This is a genomic window from Mesorhizobium sp. HAY1-8B (assembly GCF_056868045.1).
In genome coordinates this window covers 3817209-3838159 of the sequence record NZ_CP200321.1, presented here as the reverse complement: position 1 = coordinate 3838159, position 20951 = coordinate 3817209, and the positions used below count along the sequence as shown (strand labels likewise).

Annotated in this window: 18 protein-coding genes; 14 read left to right on the top strand and 4 right to left on the bottom strand. The window is 62.7% G+C overall.

Annotation, left to right across the window (positions count from 1 at the left end; genetic code table 11):
* The first annotated feature begins 13 nt into the window (after positions 1–13).
* Positions 14–886, top strand: coding sequence for an alpha/beta hydrolase (locus tag AC1VON_RS17960; protein WP_483124382.1), 873 nt, complete (start codon positions 14–16; stop codon positions 884–886).
* A 49-nt stretch (positions 887–935) separates the two neighbouring features.
* Positions 936–1967, top strand: a complete 1032-nt coding sequence (locus tag AC1VON_RS17955; protein ID WP_172350949.1) for a LacI family DNA-binding transcriptional regulator — start codon at positions 936–938, stop codon at positions 1965–1967.
* A gap of 392 nt (positions 1968–2359) precedes the next feature.
* Here the strand turns inward: AC1VON_RS17955 and AC1VON_RS17950 are convergent, their stop codons facing one another.
* The 4 genes from AC1VON_RS17950 to AC1VON_RS17935 are packed head-to-tail and all read right to left on the bottom strand — an operon-like array spanning position 2360 to position 5609.
* Positions 2360–2785 carry an acyl-CoA thioesterase gene (locus AC1VON_RS17950; RefSeq protein WP_246740702.1) on the bottom strand — a complete coding sequence of 142 codons (426 nt, stop codon included), beginning with the start codon at positions 2783–2785 and terminating at the stop codon, positions 2360–2362.
* On the bottom strand, positions 2782–3717 hold the full coding sequence (kce, locus tag AC1VON_RS17945; protein WP_172350950.1) for a 3,5-dioxohexanoate:acetyl-CoA acetone transferase: 936 nt from the start codon (positions 3715–3717) through the stop codon (positions 2782–2784). Before kce ends, AC1VON_RS17950 begins: the two co-directional genes overlap by 4 nt.
* Positions 3718–3756: 39 nt before the next feature.
* Complete coding sequence (locus tag AC1VON_RS17940) at positions 3757–4863, bottom strand: ABC transporter ATP-binding protein (RefSeq protein WP_172350951.1); 1107 nt, start codon at positions 4861–4863, stop codon at positions 3757–3759.
* On the bottom strand, positions 4860–5609 hold the full coding sequence (locus AC1VON_RS17935; protein WP_483124381.1) for a GntR family transcriptional regulator: 750 nt from the start codon (positions 5607–5609) through the stop codon (positions 4860–4862). The genes AC1VON_RS17940 and AC1VON_RS17935 overlap by 4 nt, the downstream gene beginning before the upstream one ends.
* A gap of 223 nt (positions 5610–5832) precedes the next feature.
* On the opposite strand from AC1VON_RS17935, the gene AC1VON_RS17930 reads away from it, so the two are divergent.
* From AC1VON_RS17930 to AC1VON_RS17875, 12 genes are all read left to right on the top strand, one after another.
* Positions 5833–6888 (top strand): ABC transporter substrate-binding protein, encoded by a 1056-nt coding sequence (locus AC1VON_RS17930; protein ID WP_483124380.1) that lies wholly within the window; start codon positions 5833–5835, stop codon positions 6886–6888.
* Between the two features lie 62 nt (positions 6889–6950).
* Positions 6951–8117: an ABC transporter permease gene (locus AC1VON_RS17925; protein ID WP_483124379.1), complete on the top strand. Its 1167-nt coding sequence runs from the start codon at positions 6951–6953 to the stop codon at positions 8115–8117.
* Positions 8118–8143: 26 nt separating this feature from the next.
* Positions 8144–8920 (top strand): ABC transporter permease, encoded by a 777-nt coding sequence (locus tag AC1VON_RS17920; protein ID WP_483124378.1) that lies wholly within the window; start codon positions 8144–8146, stop codon positions 8918–8920.
* A gap of 38 nt (positions 8921–8958) precedes the next feature.
* Positions 8959–10098, top strand: coding sequence for an amidohydrolase (locus AC1VON_RS17915; RefSeq protein ID WP_483124377.1), 1140 nt, complete (start codon positions 8959–8961; stop codon positions 10096–10098).
* 365 nt (positions 10099–10463) lie between these two features.
* Entirely contained in the window at positions 10464–12248 is a 1785-nt protein-coding gene (locus tag AC1VON_RS17910) for a hydantoinase B/oxoprolinase family protein (RefSeq protein WP_483124376.1), read from the top strand.
* Complete coding sequence (locus tag AC1VON_RS17905) at positions 12248–14311, top strand: hydantoinase/oxoprolinase family protein (protein WP_483124375.1); 2064 nt, start codon at positions 12248–12250, stop codon at positions 14309–14311. The genes AC1VON_RS17910 and AC1VON_RS17905 overlap by 1 nt, the downstream gene beginning before the upstream one ends.
* Before the next feature lie 40 nt (positions 14312–14351).
* Positions 14352–15332 (top strand): sugar ABC transporter substrate-binding protein, encoded by a 981-nt coding sequence (locus AC1VON_RS17900; RefSeq protein ID WP_483124374.1) that lies wholly within the window; start codon positions 14352–14354, stop codon positions 15330–15332.
* 32 nt (positions 15333–15364) lie between these two features.
* Positions 15365–16840, top strand: coding sequence for a sugar ABC transporter ATP-binding protein (locus AC1VON_RS17895; RefSeq protein WP_483124373.1), 1476 nt, complete (start codon positions 15365–15367; stop codon positions 16838–16840).
* Entirely contained in the window at positions 16840–17778 is a 939-nt protein-coding gene (locus AC1VON_RS17890; protein ID WP_172350961.1) for an ABC transporter permease, read from the top strand. The genes AC1VON_RS17895 and AC1VON_RS17890 overlap by 1 nt, the downstream gene beginning before the upstream one ends.
* Entirely contained in the window at positions 17775–18848 is a 1074-nt protein-coding gene (locus tag AC1VON_RS17885) for an ABC transporter permease subunit (protein ID WP_483124372.1), read from the top strand. Before AC1VON_RS17890 ends, AC1VON_RS17885 begins: the two co-directional genes overlap by 4 nt.
* Complete coding sequence (locus AC1VON_RS17880) at positions 18845–20173, top strand: aspartate aminotransferase family protein (protein WP_483124371.1); 1329 nt, start codon at positions 18845–18847, stop codon at positions 20171–20173. The genes AC1VON_RS17885 and AC1VON_RS17880 overlap by 4 nt, the downstream gene beginning before the upstream one ends.
* 3 nt (positions 20174–20176) lie before the next feature.
* Positions 20177–20950, top strand: a complete 774-nt coding sequence (locus tag AC1VON_RS17875; RefSeq protein WP_483124370.1) for a GntR family transcriptional regulator — start codon at positions 20177–20179, stop codon at positions 20948–20950.
* Position 20951: the final 1 nt, after the last annotated feature.

Sequence of the window (20951 nt, the reverse complement as noted above, 5' to 3'; positions counted from 1 at the left end):
AAAGGGTGTTCGAATGCCGCTGTACCGTCAGTTCGAAACGCAGGAACAGCTCGACTGGGAGTACAGGCCCGAGCTCAGGATAGACGCCCCCAAGGCGTTCGAGAAAATCATCGCCGGCCGCATTGCGGAGGCCGAAAAGGCGAGAAAAACCCTCAACCGCACGCCCGACGTCCATTACGGACCAACCCGTATGGAGAAGCTCGACATCTATCCCGCCAGCACGACCGGCGCGCCGATCGTGGTCTTCATCCATGGCGGCTACTGGTTCGACGGTCGCCTGAAAAAGGAAAACTACATCTGGGTGGCCAAGGGCTTTACCGGCAATGACGTAACCACCGTCATCATCGACTACGACGTTTGCCCAAAAGTCACCGTCGACGAGATCGTGCGCCAGTGCCGGGCCGCGATTGCCTGGACCTACAAGAACGCCGCCACATTCGGCGCCGACGGCAACCGGATCTATGTGACCGGCAATTCCGCCGGCGGCCATCTGACCGCGATGATGGCGGTGACCGATTGGATCAACGACTACGGGCTGCCGGCGGACGTCATCAAGGGGGGCTGCCCGATCAGCGGGCTCTATGATATCGAGCCCTTCCAGTACACGTGGATCCAACCGAAGATACAGTTCAACGGCCAGCAGATCAGGCGTAACAGTCCGATACTGCACGTGCCGCAGAACGGAATACCGCTGCTTGTCAGCTGGGGTTCCAACGAGAGCCAAGAATTCTGGCGGCAGTCGGAGACGTTCTGCGCGGCCTGGCAGGCTGGGGGCAACAAGGTCCAGGCCCATCCGCAGGAGGGTTGCGATCATTTCACCGCCATCAGCGCATATGCCGACAAGAACAGCTCCTTCTTGAGTTCATGTCATGGACCACATGCATGAATGCTGGACTTGACGGAGAGTTCGCCGGTTTCTCGGGGCAAGGCAGGTAATGGTCACTCGATCCGATGTTGCAAGACGCGCAGGGACCTCGACAGCCGTCGTCAGCTATGTCGTCAATGACGGGCCGCGGCCGGTCGCGGCCGAAACAAGGCAGCGCGTGCTCGACGCCATCGCTGCGCTTGGCTACCGCCCGAACCGCGTGGCACAGGCCTTGCGGGGGCAGCGGTCGCGTGTGCTTGGCTTGATCGTTCCCGATATTTCCAACCCGTTCTACGCCGAGCTGGCTCGGGTGATCGAGAACTGCTCTGACCTGTCGGGATATACGCTCGTGCTCGGCAACAGCGAGCAGGATGCGCAGCGGGAACTACGCTATGTCCGTACCTTTCTCGACCGGCAGGTCGACGGGCTCTTTCTGATCAGCGGCAGCAGCTCCGATGAACTGACTGCCCTGTTTTCGGAAATCGCCGTACCCTTCATCCTGCTCGACCGCCGCATCAACTATGCGCCGAACGCCTTTCTGCTGGCTACGGACAGCTTTGCTGGCGCGGTCACCGCGACCCGCCATCTCCTCTCGCTTGGCCACACCGACATCGCTGCGCTTTGCGGCCCGGTTCGGGTGCCAAGCGAGCGCGCACGGGGATACGCGCATGCGATGACCGACGCAGGCTTCAAGCCGGTCCTACATCACAGCCAGGAGTACGACCGCCAGTCGTCCCACGAGCTTGCGCGCAGCATCTTGGAAGCGCCCGCAAGGCCGAGCGCGATCTTCGCCACCTATGATCTCGCCGGGATCAGCATTTTGCGCGCCGCGGCAGACCTCGGGTTCAGCGTTCCAGCAGATGTCGCGGTCGTCGCTTATGACAACATTCTGGAGGGACAATACACTGTCCCTCGCCTGACGACGGTCGCCCAGCCAACTGAAGAGCTGGGCAGCAGCGCAACCAGACATCTCATCGGCTTGGTTGAAGGCAGCATCGAAGTCAAATTCGGAATGGAATTCATCGTGCCGAAGCTGATCATACGCGAGAGCTGCGGCGGAGCGAATGACGCTTTGGCCGTTCATGCAAGCCATCGCTTCTAGGCAGCGACTGCAGAGATCGACCGACTGGACGATCTGCTCCGTTGGAGTTGGTCATCTGTAGGTGACTGACCTTAGCGAATGTCCCATAAGCGCATGCAATTCCGGCTGGGGTGCGACACAGAAAGTTCGAAAACCCTCCAGGAACCCCAGCCAAACTGGATGTCCTTTGGACACGACGATCCCTTGGGACTGTTCCGTCGATAGCACCGCAGTCGTTTCAGCAAGCAAATCAAACGGTTGTCGAAAGACAGTGCGAACCAACAAGGGCGGCCAAATCGCAAACCGCCTGATTCATCCGGATATCGTGATCCTGAATGAACTCGGCTATTGCCGCTCCGCGCCTCCGGCTGAGCATTGCCGTTCATCTGCTCAGCGGGCTCGGGTGGCCAAGGTTACGTCTGGTCCGCAATCCCAAGCTTTTCAGCGCGGTCCCGCATTTCGACTGGGAGTTTGGCCTTGCAGCGCTCCAGTAGGTCGAAATGCACGCTGACAACACGCATTCGGGCCCGAGGGATATCATCGAGCGTCCCGGTCAATCTATGCACATAGGTCAGCGAGGATGTGCCGATGGCTTCGACGTGCGAGTGGACCGAAACATTCGTGCCGGCCGACGTCTCCCGGAGATAGTCTATCTCCATGCGGACATCGGCCCAGCCGTAGCGCTTCGTGTCCATCTCCAGCCCGCCGACGCGGCCTAGCAACTGGAAGCTGGCGTCGTCGAACATCCCGACATAATGCCGGACGTTGAGGTGTCCCATCGCATCGCACATCCAGGGGTGCACGACGCCGGCAAAGGTAATGACCGGTGCCCTCGTCAAAACGCCACCTCGTTCCCACCCTTGAGTTTGAGGATGGTTCTCGCCTCCTCCGGGGTCGCCACTTCCAAAGAAAGCTCGTCCAATATGCGCCTGATCTTCGCCACCTGCTCGGCATTGCTCTTGGCGAGCTTATGCTTGGCGAGGTAGAGGCTGTCTTCCAGGCCCACGCGGACGTTGCCTCCCATTACAGCTCCCATCGTGCACAGCCCCATCTGGTGCTTGCCTGCCGCCAAGATCGACCAGAGATAATCCCGGCCGAAGAGCCTGTCGGCGGTGCGGCGCATGTGCATCATGTCTTCCGGACTCGCACCTATCCCGCCGAGCAGGCCGAAGATCGTCTGCACGAAAAGAGGAGGCGTCAACAGCTTGCGGTCGAGGAAATGGGCCAGGGTGTAGAGATGGCTGACGTCGTAGCACTCAAACTCGAACTTCGTGCCGTAGGCCTGCCCCACCTCGACGATGACCCTCTCGATCTGCTCGAACGTGTTTGAGACGATGCCGCCCTTCGTTCCTTCCAGATAGGGCTTCTCCCATTCGTGCTTCCACGTATCGTATTTCGGCACGATATGGTGGAGCGCGAAGTTCATCGATCCCATGTTGAGAGAGCACAACTCCGGCCTTGCGGCATGGGCGGCCTCCAGCCTCTCCTCAAGCGACATCTTGAGGCCCCCGCCAGTCGAAATGTTCATAACGGCGTCTGTCTGCTGCTTGATGCGCGGCAGAAAGTCCATGAACAGTCGCGGGTCGGGCGTGGGCTTGCCGGTTTCCGGGTCACGCGCATGCAGGTGTATCACGGCGGCGCCAGCCTCGGCCGCTCCGACGGCGGCTTCCACGATCTCGTTGGGCGTGATCGGCAGATAGGGACTCATCGTCGGCGTGTGGATGGATCCCGTCACGGCACAGGTGATGATCACCTTGGGCGTTGCAGTCATGTTGTCCTCCCCTTGTCCGGCCTCCTGCCGGCCCTATCCTCATGGCGCAAGCGCAAGACAGTCGCGCGCCCACCATCCTATGTTCACCTCCGTACCGGGACACACATCGCGCCGGCCAGCTTCATTCGGTGTCTTGAGCACGATCGGGCCCATGCCGGGCACATCGCAGATTATTCTGACATGGTCGCCGACATAGATGACCTGACGCACCGTCGCGACGAACCCATTGTCGCGTTCGCCGGCTCGAGCCAGAAGGCTCACCCGCTCCGGCCTGACCGACACGATGGTGGCGGCACTGGCGGACGAGGGATGTTCGCCGACCGGCATCGCGACAACGTCTGCGCCATCGTTCAGCCTGACGATGGCGGTGTCGCCTTGCTTGCGCACTATCGTTCCGTGGAACTGGTTGTTCTCGCCGATGAAGTTCGCCACGAAGCTGGTCTGCGGACGCTCGTAGAGTTCAGCCGGGTTCGACAGTTGCTGGACCGAGCCCGCATTGAAGACCGCGATGCGGTCCGACATGGTCAGCGCCTCTGTCTGGTCGTGGGTGACATAGACGAATGTCACACCGAGCCGGGCATGGATCTCCTTGATCTCATATTGCATCTGCTCGCGAAGCTGCTTGTCGAGGGCGCCGAGCGGCTCGTCCATCAGCACCAGCGACGGCTGGAAGATGAGTGCGCGCGCCACAGCGATCCGCTGCTGCTGTCCGCCTGAAAGCTGATCCGGCCTGCGCGCGCCCAGACTTGGCAAGCGGACCATCTCGAGAAGAGACTTGACCCTTTCCTCAACCTCAGCCCTGCCGATGCGGCGGACCTGCAAGGGAAACGCCAGGTTTTCCGCAACGGTCATATGCGGGAAAAGCGCATAGTTCTGGAACACCATCCCGATGCCGCGCCGGTTCGGCGAAACATTGTCTATACGCCGGCCGTTGATCAGGATCTCGCCCTGCGACGGCTCCTCGAACCCAGCGAGCATCATGAGGGCGGTTGTCTTGCCCGAACCGGAAGGACCGAGCAGGGTCAGAAACTCGCCCCGCCTTATATCCAGGTTGAGGTCACGCACAGCCTGCACGGCGTTGCCGTAGCTCTTTGCGATATCGCGGAATTCCACATGCGCCCGGGTGGCGGTCGAACCCTCAGTCATCGCGTCAAGGTCCTCTTGCTCCTGGCATCAGGGCGCCGCCGCGCCTTTGGCAGAACGCGCAGAGGCGTCGCAGCCGCGCGCAGGATGACATCCGCCGCGTCGGTGATGTCGGCGACCAGCGCCTGGCGCGCAGCATTGCCGTCGCCGCTCCGCAGGGCGGCAATCATCTCTTCATGATGATGCAGGCCGGTGCCGGCCATCGTTCCGTCACGCACGAGATTGAGCCAGGGGCCGGCACGAAGCCACATGCGCTCGATGATCTGGTTGATTTGGACGGAACGCGCAGCGCGGTAGATGGTGAAATGGAAACGGCGGTTGAGCGTCAGATATTCCACCATGGCCCGAACCCGGACGCATTCGCCCATTGCCCCGTTGACATGCTCCAACTGCTCCAGCTCAGCCGTGCTGATGGTAGCGGCCGCCCATTCGACAGCGGCGCCCTCGATCTTGCAGCGCACGCGTGTCAGATCCCCGATCGTATCCACCGTCGCCTCGGGAACGATCACCCCGCGGTTCGGATGGTCATAGAGCGCTTCATCGCTGACGAGTTGTCGCAGCGCCTCGCGGACCGGCATTGCGCTTGTCTCGAACTGCTCCGCCAGATGACGCACGACAAGCCTCTGCCCCGGCACGAAGTCGCCGCTCATCAGCCGCTGCTTCAGATCGGCATAGACGCGCCTGTGAGCGGTCTCCGGAATGTCGCCACCTGACATCTGGCCGGGCACCGCGTCCCTCTTGGCGCGCATCAGTGCCGCCGCGTCTCGGGAGCGGCCGCGCACACACAGAGGGGAAATCGTTTCGCCGATTGTCCTAACGTCAGGTTTCGACACGCAGTTCTGGCGCTTTGCATTCGATCAAATCCGACCGCTCGATTCATTTTTTCGCACCATACAAGATTTTTTGGTTGATTATCAATGCATTTTAGGATTGTGATTTGATCAAATATAACACTGAAACAGGGGAAGTACGATGGGTAGATACTTGAATGCGATTTCGACCGCCGCTCTTGGCGTGGTTCTCACCGCAGTGGCCGCGCAGGGTGCGGAGCCGATCACCGTCGTCGGGTGGGGCGGCACGTGGGATAAGGCGTACAAGGAAGGCGTCTGGGACAAATATACGAAGCAGACCGGCGTGCCCGTCGTGCAGGAGGAGTGGGAGGGCGAGGTTGCCAAAGTCCGGGCACAGGTCCAATCAGGATCGATCACCTACGACCTAGTATCGGTGGAAGCGCCGGCAGCCGAGATCGGCTGCGCCGAAGGCCTGTTCGTTCCCCTCACCCCGGAGATCACCGGCGATCCCTCCAGCTATCTCGACGGCAGCTTGCACGAATGCGGTGTGGCGTCGGACACTTGGGCGACGATTCTCACCTACAACACCGACGTCTTCAAGGGCGACAGCGGGCCGAAGAGTTGGGCGGACTTCTGGAATGTCGACAAGTTCCCGGGCAAGCGCGGCGTCTTATCCCAGGCCCAGTACACTCTGGAAAACGCACTGATGGCGGATGGCGTAAAGCCGGCTGACGTCTACAAGGTTCTTTCCACGCCGGAAGGTGTTGATCGCGCTTTCGCCATGCTGGACAAGATCAGGCCGAACGCCGTCTGGTGGTCCGGAACGACCCAGGCCATCCAGAATCTCGACAGCGGCGAAGTCGTGATGTCCGATCAATACAACGCACGCATCACCAACGAGGCGCTCAAGGAGAAGAAGCCTTACGCCATCGTGTGGGAGGCCGGCTTCTTCTACGGCACGGACATCTGGGCGGTGGTCAAGGGTGCACCGCACGAGAAGGAGGCGCTGGATCTTCTCAAATGGTTCTCGGAACCTCAGAATCAGGCGGGCTTTTCGGCGCTCTATGCCTACGGAACAGGTCGCAAGGAAGCGGCGCAGTTCATCCCTGCGGAACAACTCGCAAACTTGCCGACATCGCCGGAGCATCTGAAATACGGCATGGCCTACGACAACGCCTTCTGGACCGAGCATAAGGAGGCGCTGGAGGAGCGCTTCAAGGCTTGGCTTGGAAAGTGATGTTGCGGCGTGAGTGATGACCGATGAACCGGCGGCGGCACAGACGTGATGGACTTTTCATCTTGCTGGCGCTGCCGCTGGTTCTCTTCGTGCTGGTCGTATTCCTGTGGCCGGTCGCTCGCTTCCTCGCTCTTTCGGTCGACAATTCCGACCTGTCGGACAATCTGACCCGGACTGTCGCCTCGCTTGACGGGTGGAATCCAGCACAGGGCCTGCCCGGCGAAGACACTTTCGTGGCGCTAGTGGACGATCTGGCCCGAGCGCGGCGTGCCGGCAGGGACGGTCTTGTCGGTCAACTGATCAATCAGCGCTTGGTGGGCACCCGCTTCCTCGTCATCAAGACCGCCAAGGACGCCGCCGCCGGCAAGTTCGACCAGCGCCCGTTGCGCGAAGCCGTGCTGGCCGCTTATCCGGGATGGTCCGACGTGAGCCTCTGGCGGACCATTGCCCTGCAGCGCAGCGCCTACACCGACTATTATCTGCTCGCCAGCCTCGACCTTCAGCGCGCGCCCGACGGGTCGATCGAGAAGGCTCCGGCGGACAAGGCGGTTTTCCTGGAGATCCTGTGGCGTACGGTGTGGATCAGTTTCGTGGTCACGATGATCTGCGCGGTCGTCGCGCTGCCGCTGGCGCAGGCGATCGTCAGCGCACCACCCGTACGGTCGCGAATACTGTTCGCGCTGGTGCTTTTTCCTCTATGGGTTTCGCTCCTCGTCCGCACTGTGATCTGGATCATCGTTCTGCAGAAGAACGGACCGATCAATTCCGCCCTCCTGGCAGTCGGATTGACAGACCATCCGCTTTCCCTCGTCTATACGCGCTTTTCCCTCTACATCGCCATGGTCCAGGTACTGCTTCCGATGATGGTGCTTTCGCTGGTTTCGGTAATGCGCCGCATCCCGGCCAGCTATATGAGGGCCGCTCTTTCGCTCGGTGCCTCATGGTTGACGGCCTGGAGGCGCGTCCAATTGCCTCTTGTGATGCCTGGCCTTCTGTCCGGCGCGGCGATCGTCTTCGTGTTCGCGCTCGGCTACTATATCACGCCTACCCTTGTCGGCGGCCCCACCGACCAGATGATATCGTCCTACATAGCCTTCTACACCAACAAGACATTGAACTGGGGCATGGCGGCAGCGCTGTCGGTGCAGTTGCTGCTCATCCTGGCCGCCAGCGCGATTCTGTTCTGGACCGCGGCGGCTTTGCTCAGGCGCTCGGCTGCCACCTCATGAACGCCGCAACGCTTCGCAGCCGGGCCATGTATATCTACGCAGCCCTGCTACTTGCCTTCATGCTGGGGCCACTTCTCATTGTCGTGCCTATGTCACTGACCAGCGGCACTTCGCTAACCTTCCCAACTCCTGGATATTCTTGGCGCTGGTTTCGTGAACTTGCGGACGATCCGCGCTGGCTGTCCTCCTTCGTCAACTCGGTGCTGATCGCCTCGAGCGTGACCCTGTTGTCCAGCGTCCTCGGCATACCGGCGGCGATGGCGCTTGCCTGGACGAAATTCCCTGGCAAGCGGGTCCTCTATGCGATCATCGCCGCGCCACTGGTCGTTCCGGTGGTAATCGTCGGCGTGGCCGCCTTTTCCTTTTTCTCGGCCCTGGGGATGGTCGGGAACAAGCTTTCCATAATCCTCACCCACACCGCCCTTGCCGTGCCGGTGATGTTGACCACCGTCATGGCCAGCCTCTCGAATTTCGACAGGACGCTGGTGCGCGCGGCCGCATCGCTTGGGGCAGGTCCGCTGCTCATATTCTTCAGGGTCGTCTTGCCGTTGATCGCGCCCGGCGTTGTCAGCGGCGCCATCATTGCCTTCATCATCTCGTTCGACGAAGTCGTGGTGGCAAGCTTCCTGTCGACGGGCGAGGAGCGCACCCTTCCGCGCATGATCTTCTCCGGCGTCCGGGAATCCATCAGTCCGGCAATCGCCTCCGCCGCAGTCCTGCTTGTCCTTTTCTCGGCAATCCTGCTGATCTTGATCGGCTGGCTCCAGTCAAGGACTTCGAAATCCCGAGCCCGAGCCTCATGATGAACATTCTCCCGTCTATCCGTCAGTTGGAAAGCCAGATGGCCGAATGGCGGCGGCACCTGCACCAGAATCCCGAACTTGGCTTCGAGGAGATCGAGACGGCGCGTTTCGTCACCGACAAGCTGCGCGGCTTTGGCATCGAGACCGTGGAGGGCGTGGGCCGCACCGGCGTGGTCGGAACCCTGCGCGGGAGGCTGGGCGACGGGCCTTGCGTCGGCATACGCGCCGACATGGATGCTCTCCCCATGACGGAGGTTCGCGATCTTCCGCACGCCTCCCGCTTTCCGGGCAAGATGCATGGCTGCGGCCATGACGGCCATACCGCGACATTGCTCGGCGCGGCGGCGGCGCTCGCCAGGTCTCCGGAATTCGCGGGCACGGTGCGATTCATCTTCCAGCCGGGAGAGGAAGGATGCGGCGGCGCCCTCGCCATGCTCGACGACGGGCTTTTCGAGCGGTTTCACTGCGACGAAATCTACGCCTTTCACAATGTCGAGCGCCCGGTCGGACAGGTCGTTATCCACGACAGCGTAGTGGCGGCTGCCGCAACGCGGTTCACGATCGTCGTTCATGGCAGTGGTGGCCATGCAGCGACGCCCCACATGACGATCGATCCGCTGCCGACCGCCGCCCGCATCCTTCTGGCGATTGAGGCGCTGCCCGGCAGGCTGACCGACGCAGCTTCGCCGGCGATCGTCACCGTCGGAAGCATCCATGCCGGGGAAGCGTTCAATACGATCCCCGACAAGGCGGTGCTGGTTGGCACCGTGCGCTGCTTCAACGATGAGGTGCTGCGCGTTCTGGAGGCCGGCATAAAACGGGTATGCGATGGCGAGGCATCCATCAGCGGCGCACGTGTCGAGATCACCAGCGAAGTTCTCTTCGCACCGACGGTGAACGCAGCCGAGCCGGCAAGCGTGGTCACCCGTGTGGCGGCGGAAATCGTCGGGCAGGAAAACCTTGTTCTCGATCCGCCGGCGGAAATGGGATCCGAGGATTTCTCCTTCATGCTGCAGCGGCGTCCGGGCTGCTACTTCCTGATCGGCCAGGCCGACGACGACCACCGGGCGGTCGCCCACGACACCCGCTACGACTTCAACGATCGAATCCTGTCTATCGGCGCCAGCATATGGGTCAGGCTCGTGGAACACAGGCTGGCGAAGCGGGACGTCCTTTAGAGCCGTTCAGCTCTCACGGAATCGCCGAACCGCTCTCTGTGTTTTGACAATTCCGGACGGAAAACCGTTACACCTTTCCTGGATTTGTTCCAGGTGCATAGCACGAAGCCGGCGATGGCCGTCGAAGGCTGCCCGAGCGGGAGGCTGCCCGAGCGGGAGGCTGCCCGAGCGGGAGGCTGCCCGAGCGGGAGGCTGCCCGAGCGGGAGGCTGCCTCATCGGATCAATTGTCCAGTGACGCAGACTTCACACCCGCGGTCCAATTGGTCAACCCATATTTGATCAAATATGGGTTGACACGGGTGCATATTTGATCAAATCCTATCGCGGCTTAACGGAGAAATAGCTCATGGGAGGAGAAGAGCCGATGCTCGCGGAATTCGATCCGCTGCTGCTTGCTGTCCTCTCGAACCGGATGCAGTCGATCGTTCGCGAAATGTCGAACATCGTGAAAAAGGCAAGCCGCTCGACGGCGATCACCAATGCACGCGATTTCTCATGCGGTCTTCTGACATTCGATCACCGGCTGGTCTGCGTCGAGGAGGCGATGCCCGTTCACGTCACCGCGATGGATCTCTCGACCCGGCCGGCAACGGAACTTTTCGACGACATCGCCGAGGGAGATGCCTTCTTCTCCAACAGCCCGTATCACGGCGGCACCCACCATGCCGACATGACGCTGTGCGTTCCGGTCTATCTCGACGGCGTACCGATGTTCTGGACCGTCGCACGGTCGCATCACGCCGATACCGGGGCGCATGTTCCCACCACGATGGATGCCTACATGCGCAATGTCTACGAGGAAGGCATGCACATCCCCGTCGTGCGCTTCCAGTCCCGATATCGGGACCGCGAGGACGTCATCCGCTGGTGCCGGCAGAACATACGCGAGAGTCACATCTGGTACGGCGACTATCAGGCGCAGGTCGGCGCCGCCAGGACCGCCGAGACGAGGCTGAAGGAACTTGGCGCGCGCTATGGCCGCGAGACGATCCTCGCCTTTCTTGATGCATGGATGGACTATGGCCGCCGAAGGGCGCGAGCCGCGATTGCCGCCTTGCCTGCCGGAACGCTGTCATGGACATGCTGGCACGACCCGGTGCCAGGCGTCGCCGAGAACGGCGTGGCGATCACCGCGAAGGTCACGATCCAGCCCGAGGCCGGCAAGATCGTGGTGGATCTGCGCGACAATCCCGATTGCGTTGACGGCGGCATCAACCTCTCGGAGGCATGCGCCACCGGCGCGGGGCGGATCGGCGTCTTCTACAATCTGGACCCGTCCCTGCCCCACAATGACGGTTCGGCAAGCTGCATCGACGTGCTGCTGCGCGACGGATGCATTGTCGGGCGCCCCACCTATCCAGCGGGAACGTCCAACGCCACGATGGGCATAAACGACAGGCTCATCAATGCAGTCCAATGCGCCTTCGCCCAGTTGGGGAGTCCCTATGGCCTGGCCGAGGGCGGAACGGAATTCGGCGCGAACATGGGCGTTATCTCCGGCACTGACGACCGTTCCGGAGCATCGTCGCCCTACATCAACATGCTGTTCCTCGGCCTATCGACCGGCCCGGCGGTTCACGGACATGACGGCTGGCTTACATACGAGGCGCCCAATGGCGGCGGCGTGCTGGCGCTCGACCAGATCGAGATCGACGAGATGACCTATCCCATCCTTGTCGAGGAGCGGAAAATCGCAGCCAATGCCTTGGGCATGGGGCAATGGAACGGCGCGCCCGCGATGCAGGGCGTCTATCGGCCGCTGTCGCAGGCAATGACGGTGGCCTATTGCAGTGACGGCGACGTCAATCCGCCCCGCGGCGTGGTTGGCGGAGGCGACGGCACCCGCGCCATAAACGCCAAACGCTTGGCCGATGGCAGCGAGTTTGCGCTGCCGGCCTTTCACATGGAAACGCTTGGCGCGGGCGAGCGCATTGTGTTCCGCACCGTTTCCGGCGGTGGGTATGGTGCACCTTTCGACCGTGATCCCGCGCGCGTAGCCCGTGACGCCGATCGTGGCTGGATCGACACGGCAATGGCCAGAGACGTCTATGGCGTCGCACTCGCCCACGCCGAAAATGGCATCGACCATGTCGTCGACACCCAGGAAACCGCGCGGCTCCGGTCCGTATCGACGGAAGGAGTTGACTGATGTTCCGTGTCGGTATCGATATAGGCGGGACCTTCACGGACTGCGTGGTCCAGACCCCCGAAGGGCGGGTGGTCATCGTCAAGAGCCCGTCGACGCCCGGCGATTTCGCCAGGGGCTTCATGAACGCGCTCAAGGTGGCGGCGGATCGCTTCGCGCTCAACCTTGCGGATTTCCTCGCCCGAGTCGACGTCATCGTCCACGGCACCACGGTCTCGACCAACGCCCTGGTCACGCGGCGCACCGCGCCAACCGGGCTGCTCGCCACGCGCGGCCATCCCGACGTGCTGACGCTTCGGGAAGCCCCTCGAAAAAAGGCGTGGGACTGGCGGCTGGACTATCCCGACCCGTTCGTGCCCCGAAACCGGACGATGGAAGTCGGCGGCCGCATCGATTCGCTGGGCAACGAAGTCGAGCCCCTGTCCGAGGCGGACGTGCGCGCCGCGGCCAGGCTGCTTCGCCAGGCCGGTGTGGAGGCGATCGCGGTCAGCCTCCTATGGGCCTTCGTCAACCCTTCCCACGAACTGCGTGCCGCCGAGATCATAGAGGAGGAGTGGCCGGGCGTACCCGTCAGTCTCGGTCACCGCGTGAACCCTATTCCGCGTGAATACCGGCGCACCATCGCGACCGCCATCGACGCGTCGCTGCGGCCGGTCGTGAACGCCTACATCGAGGCATTGACCGGCGCGCTCGCCGAAGCCGGCTTTCGGGGCAAACTGCTGATCGCCAATTGCACCGGCGGGATGATGCCGCCCGACGAGATCATCGGCAGCCCTATCCAGTCGGTCATGTCGGGACCCACGATGGCCCCGGTCGCCGCACGGCACGCGGTCCCCGGCCAAGATGTCGTGGTGGCGGACATGGGCGGCACGACATTCGACGTCGCGGCGATCCGTTCCGGCCAGATCCTGGTGACACCGGAAGCGATGGTCTACGACCATGACATGCTCGGCTTGCCCAAGGTCGACGTGCGGTCCGTGGGCGCGGGCGGCGGCTCGATCGCCTGGGTCGATGACGGCGGTCTTCTTCATGTCGGTCCCCAGAGCGCCGGCGCCCGGCCCGGCCCGGCCTGCTACGGGCACGGCGGAGATCAGGCGACCGTCACCGACGCCAATGTCGTGCTCGGCATCATTGATCCGGACTTCTTCCTCGGGGGAGCGATCCGGCTGGACAGGAACCTCGCCGAGCAGGCGGTCGACCGCATAGCTGGGCAATTGCGCATAGGCCGCCTGGAGGCAGCCTACGCAATCCATGCCACGTCGAACCACAACATGATCGGCGCCATCGAGGACATCACCGTCAATGAGGGGCTCAATCCCCGCGACAGCCTGATCGTCACGGGCGGCGGCGCGACGGGGTGCCACATCGCCGGCATGGCGCAGGCACTCGGCCTGCCGCGCTTCATGGTGCCGCGCCTTTCGTCCGGCCTCAGCGCCTTTGGCGGTCTGGTGTCGGATATACGCTGGCAGGTTTCGGCGAGCGCCTATTCGGACAGCGGCAATTTCGCCTTCAGCCGCGTAAACGCGGCTCTGGCGGACCTGCTGCGGCGCTGCAACGGCTTTCTGGATCGTTCGGGCGTTTCCCATGAGAGCCGTTCGATCGAGGTCGCGTTCATGGGCCGCTACCAGTTCCAGTCATGGGAAATCGAGGTGCCGTTCATCCTGCCCGCGGGCGGCGTGTTCACATCGGCCGATCTTGCAGGTCTGACCGGCGCCTTCCACGACATGCATCGCCGCGTCTATGGAATATCGGACGAGGGCAACCGGGTGGAATTCGTCTCCTGGAAGATGACGGCGGTCGGTCACACCAACCCACGGCCGGCAGCCCCCGCTCCAGGCAAGGAAGCTCCCTTGGCTGCGCCGAAGGCGAAGTCCGAGAGGGCCGTATGTTTCGAGCCGGGAGCGAAGGCTCGCGCGATCCCTGTCTACGACGGATCGGCCTTCGGAGCGGCCTCGGGGGTACGCGGACCCGCAATCATCGAGGAGGAGACGACGACGCTGCTCCTGCTGCCCGGCATGGCGGCGCGCGTCGATGCGGACGGCAACTACTGGGTGGAATGCTCGTGATGGCAGAAAACGTCAACAACCAGAGATGGGGACAACGACAATGAAAATTGGATTGCGCCAAACTTATCTTGCACTGGCATTCGCCACTGCTCTTTCCGCGCCCGCCGGCGCCGTCGATCTTTCCGGCAAGCACCTCATACTGGTCAGCTGCGGCCCGTCCAATCCGTGGTGCAAGACCTTCAACGAGCGCATCATCGGAATTCTGAAGGAGACCGGCGTCAAGATCACGGTGCTGGAGAACGATCTCGACCCGGTGCAGGTCAATCAGCAGGTGGCGCAGGCAGTGGCACAGAAGCCGGACCTCATCATGGTCGAGCCGGCCGATGACAAGTCCCTCATCGCCGCGATCAAGAAAGCCAAGGCCGCCGGCGTTTCGGTTCTTTACATGGACAGCCCTGCCGACCCGGCAATCATGGAAGACATCGCGCTGCAGGTGGTCGCCGACAATTACGCGCTCGGAAAGTTCGCCGGCGAGAACATAGTGGAAGGGCTCAAGGCACAAGGCCGCAAGGAGGCCAATGTCATCGCTATTACGGGCTCGGCCGGCACCGCGATGGTGGCGGAGCGGCAGCGCGGCTTCATGGACGCCATGGCGCAAGAACCGGCATACAAAGTCGTCGAGGTGCAGGCCAACAACTGGGATCCGGTCGAAAGCGGCCGCATGGCCCAGCAGCTCTTTGCAAAATACGGGTCCCAGGGCGGCATACAGGGCGTGCGCGCCGACGCGGACTATATGGCGATCCCCGTCCTGGAGGCGGCGCGTCAGGCCGGCCTGAAGCTGGGCGGCAAGGATGGGCTCGTCGTGTCCGGAAGCACCTGCTCGCCGGAGGGCATCGCCGCCATCAAAACCGGAGACATGATCGGCACGGCGACGGCGGATCCCTGGACCCAGGGCGAGGCAAGCGCCAACGCCGCTATCAAGTTCCTCAGCGGAGAGCCCGTCGAGAAGACGGTGAAGGTGCCCGAGTACCGTGTCACCGCCGCGAATGTCGACCAGTATGGCGAGGTCTGCGCGAAATGATGCCTGAGGCCCCTCTCCTGTCATTCGAGCGCGTGTCGCTGAGCTACGGCAGCTTCAAGGCTGTTCGCGAGGCAAGCTTCTCGCTCAAGGCAGGAGAGGTGCTCGGACTCTGCGGCCACAACGGCGCCGGCAAGAGCAGTGTCGTCCGGATGCTTTCCGGGCTGCACCGGCCCGACGAGGGAAGGATCGTGCTGGGCGGCGCACCCTGCTCATTCCGAAGCGTGCGCGACGCGCAGAGGCAGGGTGTGGCGCTGGTGGACCAGGAACTAAGCGTGATCCCGGCCCTGACGGTGGCGGAAAATCTGGCGCTTGGCGAACCCGGCCTCGGCTTGCGGGGCGCTCTGCCTCGCGAAGAGGTGCGAAGACGCCTGGACGCCGTCGGGCTTGATCGGCTGGACCCATTCAGCCACATCGAGGACCTGTCTATCGGCGAACGTCAGCTCGTGGAGATCGCGCGAGCGATGGGCCGCGACGCGCGGCTGTTCATTCTCGACGAGCCGACAGCGACCTTGAACACTGCCGACATCGCCCATGTCTTCAGAGCCGTGCGGAAAGTTGCGGCCGCAGGCTGCGGAGTGATCTACGTTTCGCATCGACTGGACGAAGTCCTCTCTCTTTGCCAGCGGATCGTGGTGATGCGGGACGGTGCCGTCACTGCCGATGAACCGGCTGGGAACCTCGATGCGGCAAGGCTTGTTGAGCTCATGATCGGCCACGCGCCCGCGCCGGTCGCAAGATCGGGCGGAGCAACCGTCGGCGGGCACCCGATCCTGGAGATTCGCAACCTTTCGACCGGTCCCACGGTGGACAATTTCAATCTGTCGGTCATGGCGGGAACCGTCACGGCGATCGCCGGCCAGGTGGGGTCGGGAGGAAGCGATGTCCTGCATGCGCTCGCGGGGCTCACGCCAGCCGCCAAGGGCAACATCGGCGTCGGCGGCAGACGCGTGCCAATCGGATCGCCGCATGCCTCGATTTCCGCCGGCGTCGGCTTTCTTTCAGCGGACCGCAAGGGTGACGGCTTGTTCCTGTCGCGCTCAATCCGCGAGAACCTTCTAGCCACGCGCCTCTCGACCCTGTCGCCGAGGGGATTCCTCCATCGATCAAAAATGCGGGCCACCGCTCGGACGATCGCGTCGCGGGTCGGCATAGACCAGAACCGGCTCGGCGAGTCGGTGAGGCGATTGAGCGGGGGCAATCAACAGAAGACTTTCCTCGGCCGCTGCATGGAACGCGATGACATACGCGTCCTCCTCCTCGACGAACCGACACGCGGCGTCGACGTCGGCGGGCGCGCGGACATCCATGTGCTGTTGCGGGCGCTGGCGGCGCAGGACGTCGCCGTGGTCTTTGCTTCGTCGGACCTCGATGAAGTCCTGTCGCTGGCCGACGACGTGGTGGTCATGCGCTCGGGCCGCATCGTGTCCCAGGTTCCCGTGGCAGAAACGGACAATGTCAGACTCCTGTCGGACATGACGCACGGGCCGCTGACGGGAGCTGTAGCTTGATGTCCATGAACCCGGCAAAGCGGATACTGCTTCCTGCGTTCGCCGTGGCCATGGCGATCGTCGTCGTGTGGTGCGCGGTGACGACGCAAGGCTTCTTCACGCTCGAAAATGCAAGGGCCATACTCGCCTCCATGATCTTCGTCGGCATGGTGTCCGTGGGCATGACCCTGATCATGGTATCGGGCGCCTTCGTATCGATGGCGCTGGCGACCACCGCCACCATTTCCGCGATGATCTTCATGGCCAGCCTCTCGCTTGGCCTGCCCGCGGCAATCGTGTTGACCATTCTCGCCGGCGCGCTCACCGGCGCGCTGCAAGGGCTTGCAATCGGCGGCTGGAATGCCAATCCCATCATCGTCACGATCGCCGCCGCCGCCGTGCTCGAGGGTGTGGCCGTGGCATTCTCGCACGGAGCGACGATCAATCCGGTCGGCACGTCGTACCAGGTGCTCAATGGGCGGCTGCTCGGGCTTCCCGTGGGCCTCTATGCCTTGGCGGCCCTGGCGCTGCTGGCAGAAGCGGTCTTTCGCTTCACTCGTCTTGGCCCGATGATCTACCTGATGGGCGACAGCCGCGTCGCAGCGAGATCGGCCGGCCTTCCCGTCGGCTGGATCGGAACTGCCGTATTCGCTATCGCCGGGGGTACGGCCGCGCTCGCCGGCATCTTCATGGCGAGTTTCAATCACTCGGCCTCGCTGCTGCTCAGCCGGGGCACGCTCGGCTACGATGCGATCGCAGCGGTGCTCATAGGCGGCGCGGCCATCGGCGGCGGGCGCGGCAGCGTGCTCAACACCATGGTGGGCGTGGCAATCATCGCCGTAGTCTCCGACCTCGTGCTGCTGCGGGGTTTCACTACCGGAGAACAGATCTTCCTCAAGGGCCTCGTGATGGTCATCTTCGCCGTCGGCGTTCACCTTCGCCAGGAGCGCGCCCTATGACCGGTTCCGCCTTTCAAAGCAGCGCTAGGCGCCAGAGACGCATTCACGCGACACTGCCGCTCGCCACCGTGGTGATCATCGCCCTTGTGGCGCTGAGCCTCCCTGGCTGGACAGACACCGGTTTCTCGATCTTTTCCGTCTTCAACACATTCCAGAACACCGCGACGCTGGGGCTTCTCGCACTCGCCGTCGGATTGACCGTGATGATCGGGGAATTCGATCTCTCCTCCATCGCCATATTCACGCTTGGCGGGCTTCTGGCGGTGAAATTCGGCGAAGCCTCTCCGCTGCTGGGCATCGCCATCGCGGTGGCCGCGGGAGCCCTTCTGGGGGCCATACAGGGCGGGGCGCTGGTGCTGACGGGGATCAGTTCGGTGCCGCTGACGCTCGGTGGATACATCGTCATCCTTGGCTTCTGTCACATCGTCGCCGGCGAGGGCATCCTCGCATATGGAAACTACGACATCGGCATATGGCTGGATGATCCGGTGGCGTTACTGTTCTCGCGCCGCAGCCTGCTGATCCTCTCGATCTTCCTCCTGCTGTGGGCGGCCATGCGCTTCACCCGGGTCGGTCCCCTGATCCGCTCGGTCGGAGCCGATCGTCGCGCGGCGCTCGCCTCCGGCGTCTCGGTCGGTCGCGTCGTCACGGGGGTCTTTGTCCTCTCCGGAATACTCTGCGCCCTGGGCGGAGCGCTGTTTTCCTATTCGACGACGGCGGCGAAATACGATCTCGGGCTCGATCCCTTCATCTTCGCTGTTACCGCCATCCTGCTCGGGGGGATAGACGTTTCCGGCGGGCGGGGCAGTGCCCTGGGGATCCTGGCAGGCGTCCTGGCGATGAGCCTTCTCGACACGATCTTCATTCAACTCGCCATGCCGACCTACATGATCGACCTTGCGCGTGGCGCGCTTCTGCTGGTCGTCGTGCTGATAGAGGCGCCGGACCTGACCCGAAGCATTGTCGCATGGAGGAACAACCGCGTCAGTGCGGCCGAGGCGGTATCACGCGGCATTTCCAAACCAGGCGCAATTGGCGCATCGGCCGAACATCAACGGAGGATTCAATGAACGACACCAATCAAGCCCGCCGGAACTCGGATTTGGACGATGCAGTGTCGGACGCCTATGCTCGCTTCGAGGCGGCCAATCCCAGGAGCCTCGCGCGTCACCAGGCAGCAATCGGCGTGCTTCCCGGCGGCAATACACGGGCAGTTCTCGATTATCCTCCCTTCCCGCTCACCTTCACCGGCGGAAACGGCTGCAAGGTCACCGACCTCGACGGACATGAGCATATCGACCTCGTGTCGGAATATTCGGCGGGCCTGTACGGGCACTCCAATCCGGTGATCGCGGCGGCGCAGAAGGACGTAATCGACGGCGGCTTGTCGCTCGGCGCACCGAATGTCGTCGAGGCCGAATACGCGCGGGCGCTGGTCGACCGCTTTCCGGCCTTCGAGCGCGTGCGCTTCTGCAACTCCGGCACGGAAGCGAACATCATGGCCATCTCCACCGCCCGGGCGGTGACGGGACGGCCCAAGGTGATCGCGATGCATGAAGGATATCATGGCGGCGTACTCACCTTTGCCCATGGCGGATCGGAACTGAACCTGCCCTTCCCGTTCCTGTTCGCAGAGTACAACGATGTGGCGGCGATCCGGGCGTTGATCCGCGAGCATGCGCCGGACCTTGCTGCGGTCATACTGGAACCGATGATGGGCGGCGGCGGCTGCATTCCCGCCACCTCTGAATTTCTGGCGGCGATCCGCGAGGAAACGCGCGCGGCTGGCGCCTTGATGATCATCGACGAGGTGATGACGTCGCGGCTCGACTATCGCGGATTGCACGGTGCGCATGGCGTTCTGCCCGACCTGCTGACGATGGGCAAATACCTTGGCGGCGGCGCAAGCTTCGGCTGCTTCGGCGGCCGCGCCGACATCATGGACCGGTTCGACCCGGCACGGAAGCATGCCTTCTCCCACGGCGGCACCTTCAACAACAATCTGCTGAGCATGGCCGGCGGCATGGCAGGCTTCACCAAAGTGCTCACCTTGGAAGCGAGCCGCAAGGTCAACGAGCAAGGCGACAGGCTCCGCAGAGACCTGCAGGCCATGTTTGATCGGCATAGGGTGGTGGCGACGGTGACCGGTCGGGGCTCGCTGATGGCCCTGCACTTCCTGAAGGGTCCTATCGACAATCCGGCAATCATCGACAGCGCGGACCCGCGCGGTCTCTCTCTTTTCCATGTCGAGATGTTGTTGCGAGGCGTTTATCTGGCGCCGCGCGGCATGATCGCGCTGTCGATCCCGTTCGGCGACAAGGAGGCATCGAGGGTGCTGGATGCGGTCGACGACTTTTTGCAGGTCAATGGACATCTCCTGCCGCGGGAAGCGTGATCCATGGCCGTCAAGAAAGTTCCGATCCCCGACGCGGAGGAAACCCCTCAACGCAACGAAGTGGTGACCGCGCATGCGATCATCTATGCCGAGCTGAAATCCGCATTGATGAATGGGGATTTCCAACCCGGCGACCGGCTCATCGTACGCGAATTGTCGGAACGCTTCGCTACCAGCGCCATGCCGGTGCGCGAGGCGCTGCGCAAGCTCGTTAACGATGAAGCCCTTTTTGATCACCCCAATCGGGGTGTCACCGTTCCAGCCGCGGACGTCGCGTCCGTGGCTGACCTTTTCCGGGTGCGCTGCGCCATTGAAGGGCAGGCCGCGGAGTGGGCGGCCGCGACGATCAGCGCCGCTGAGCTTGATGCGATCCATCGCATCAACGACGCGATGAAGGCTTGCGTGCAGACCCACGAGGTTTCGCAATATCTGGCGCTCAACAGACAATTCCATTTCACGATCTATCGGGCATCACGATCGAAAGTGCTCGTTCCGATAATCGAGCGCCTTTGGTTACGGGCCGGTCCGCTGCTCAACATCATGCGCCAGGAAGCAACCATCCAGCAGGGCCTGGATCACCATACCGACATTCTGGACGCCATAGGCAAAGGGCAGGGACCGCAATCCCGCAGAGCGATGGCGGCCGACATTGCCGATGCCAGCGACATCCTTCAACGCGCTGTTCCCTACTGGGAACCTGGCGCAGGCAGTCTTCACCAAGCGTCTGACGAAACCGGCTCCGGTGATGGTCGAAATCTTATTCAGAATCCGGAGTAGA

Excerpts from the sequence above, each read along its gene's own strand:
- AC1VON_RS17960 (WP_483124382.1), top strand. The coding sequence starts at position 14 with ATGCCGCTGTACCGTCAGTTCGAAACGCAGGAACAGCTCGACTGGGAG.
- AC1VON_RS17955 (WP_172350949.1), top strand. The coding sequence starts at position 936 with ATGGTCACTCGATCCGATGTTGCAAGACGCGCAGGGACCTCGACAGCC.
- kce (WP_172350950.1), bottom strand. The coding sequence starts at position 3,717 with ATGACTGCAACGCCCAAGGTGATCATCACCTGTGCCGTGACGGGATCC.
- AC1VON_RS17940 (WP_172350951.1), bottom strand. The coding sequence starts at position 4,863 with ATGACTGAGGGTTCGACCGCCACCCGGGCGCATGTGGAATTCCGCGAT.
- AC1VON_RS17935 (WP_483124381.1), bottom strand. The coding sequence starts at position 5,609 with ATGCGCGCCAAGAGGGACGCGGTGCCCGGCCAGATGTCAGGTGGCGAC.
- AC1VON_RS17930 (WP_483124380.1), top strand. The coding sequence starts at position 5,833 with ATGGGTAGATACTTGAATGCGATTTCGACCGCCGCTCTTGGCGTGGTT.
- AC1VON_RS17920 (WP_483124378.1), top strand. The coding sequence starts at position 8,144 with ATGTATATCTACGCAGCCCTGCTACTTGCCTTCATGCTGGGGCCACTT.
- AC1VON_RS17915 (WP_483124377.1), top strand. The coding sequence starts at position 8,959 with ATGGCCGAATGGCGGCGGCACCTGCACCAGAATCCCGAACTTGGCTTC.
- AC1VON_RS17910 (WP_483124376.1), top strand. The coding sequence starts at position 10,464 with ATGCTCGCGGAATTCGATCCGCTGCTGCTTGCTGTCCTCTCGAACCGG.
- AC1VON_RS17905 (WP_483124375.1), top strand. The coding sequence starts at position 12,248 with ATGTTCCGTGTCGGTATCGATATAGGCGGGACCTTCACGGACTGCGTG.
- AC1VON_RS17900 (WP_483124374.1), top strand. The coding sequence starts at position 14,352 with ATGAAAATTGGATTGCGCCAAACTTATCTTGCACTGGCATTCGCCACT.
- AC1VON_RS17890 (WP_172350961.1), top strand. The coding sequence starts at position 16,840 with ATGTCCATGAACCCGGCAAAGCGGATACTGCTTCCTGCGTTCGCCGTG.
- AC1VON_RS17885 (WP_483124372.1), top strand. The coding sequence starts at position 17,775 with ATGACCGGTTCCGCCTTTCAAAGCAGCGCTAGGCGCCAGAGACGCATT.
- AC1VON_RS17880 (WP_483124371.1), top strand. The coding sequence starts at position 18,845 with ATGAACGACACCAATCAAGCCCGCCGGAACTCGGATTTGGACGATGCA.
- AC1VON_RS17875 (WP_483124370.1), top strand. The coding sequence starts at position 20,177 with ATGGCCGTCAAGAAAGTTCCGATCCCCGACGCGGAGGAAACCCCTCAA.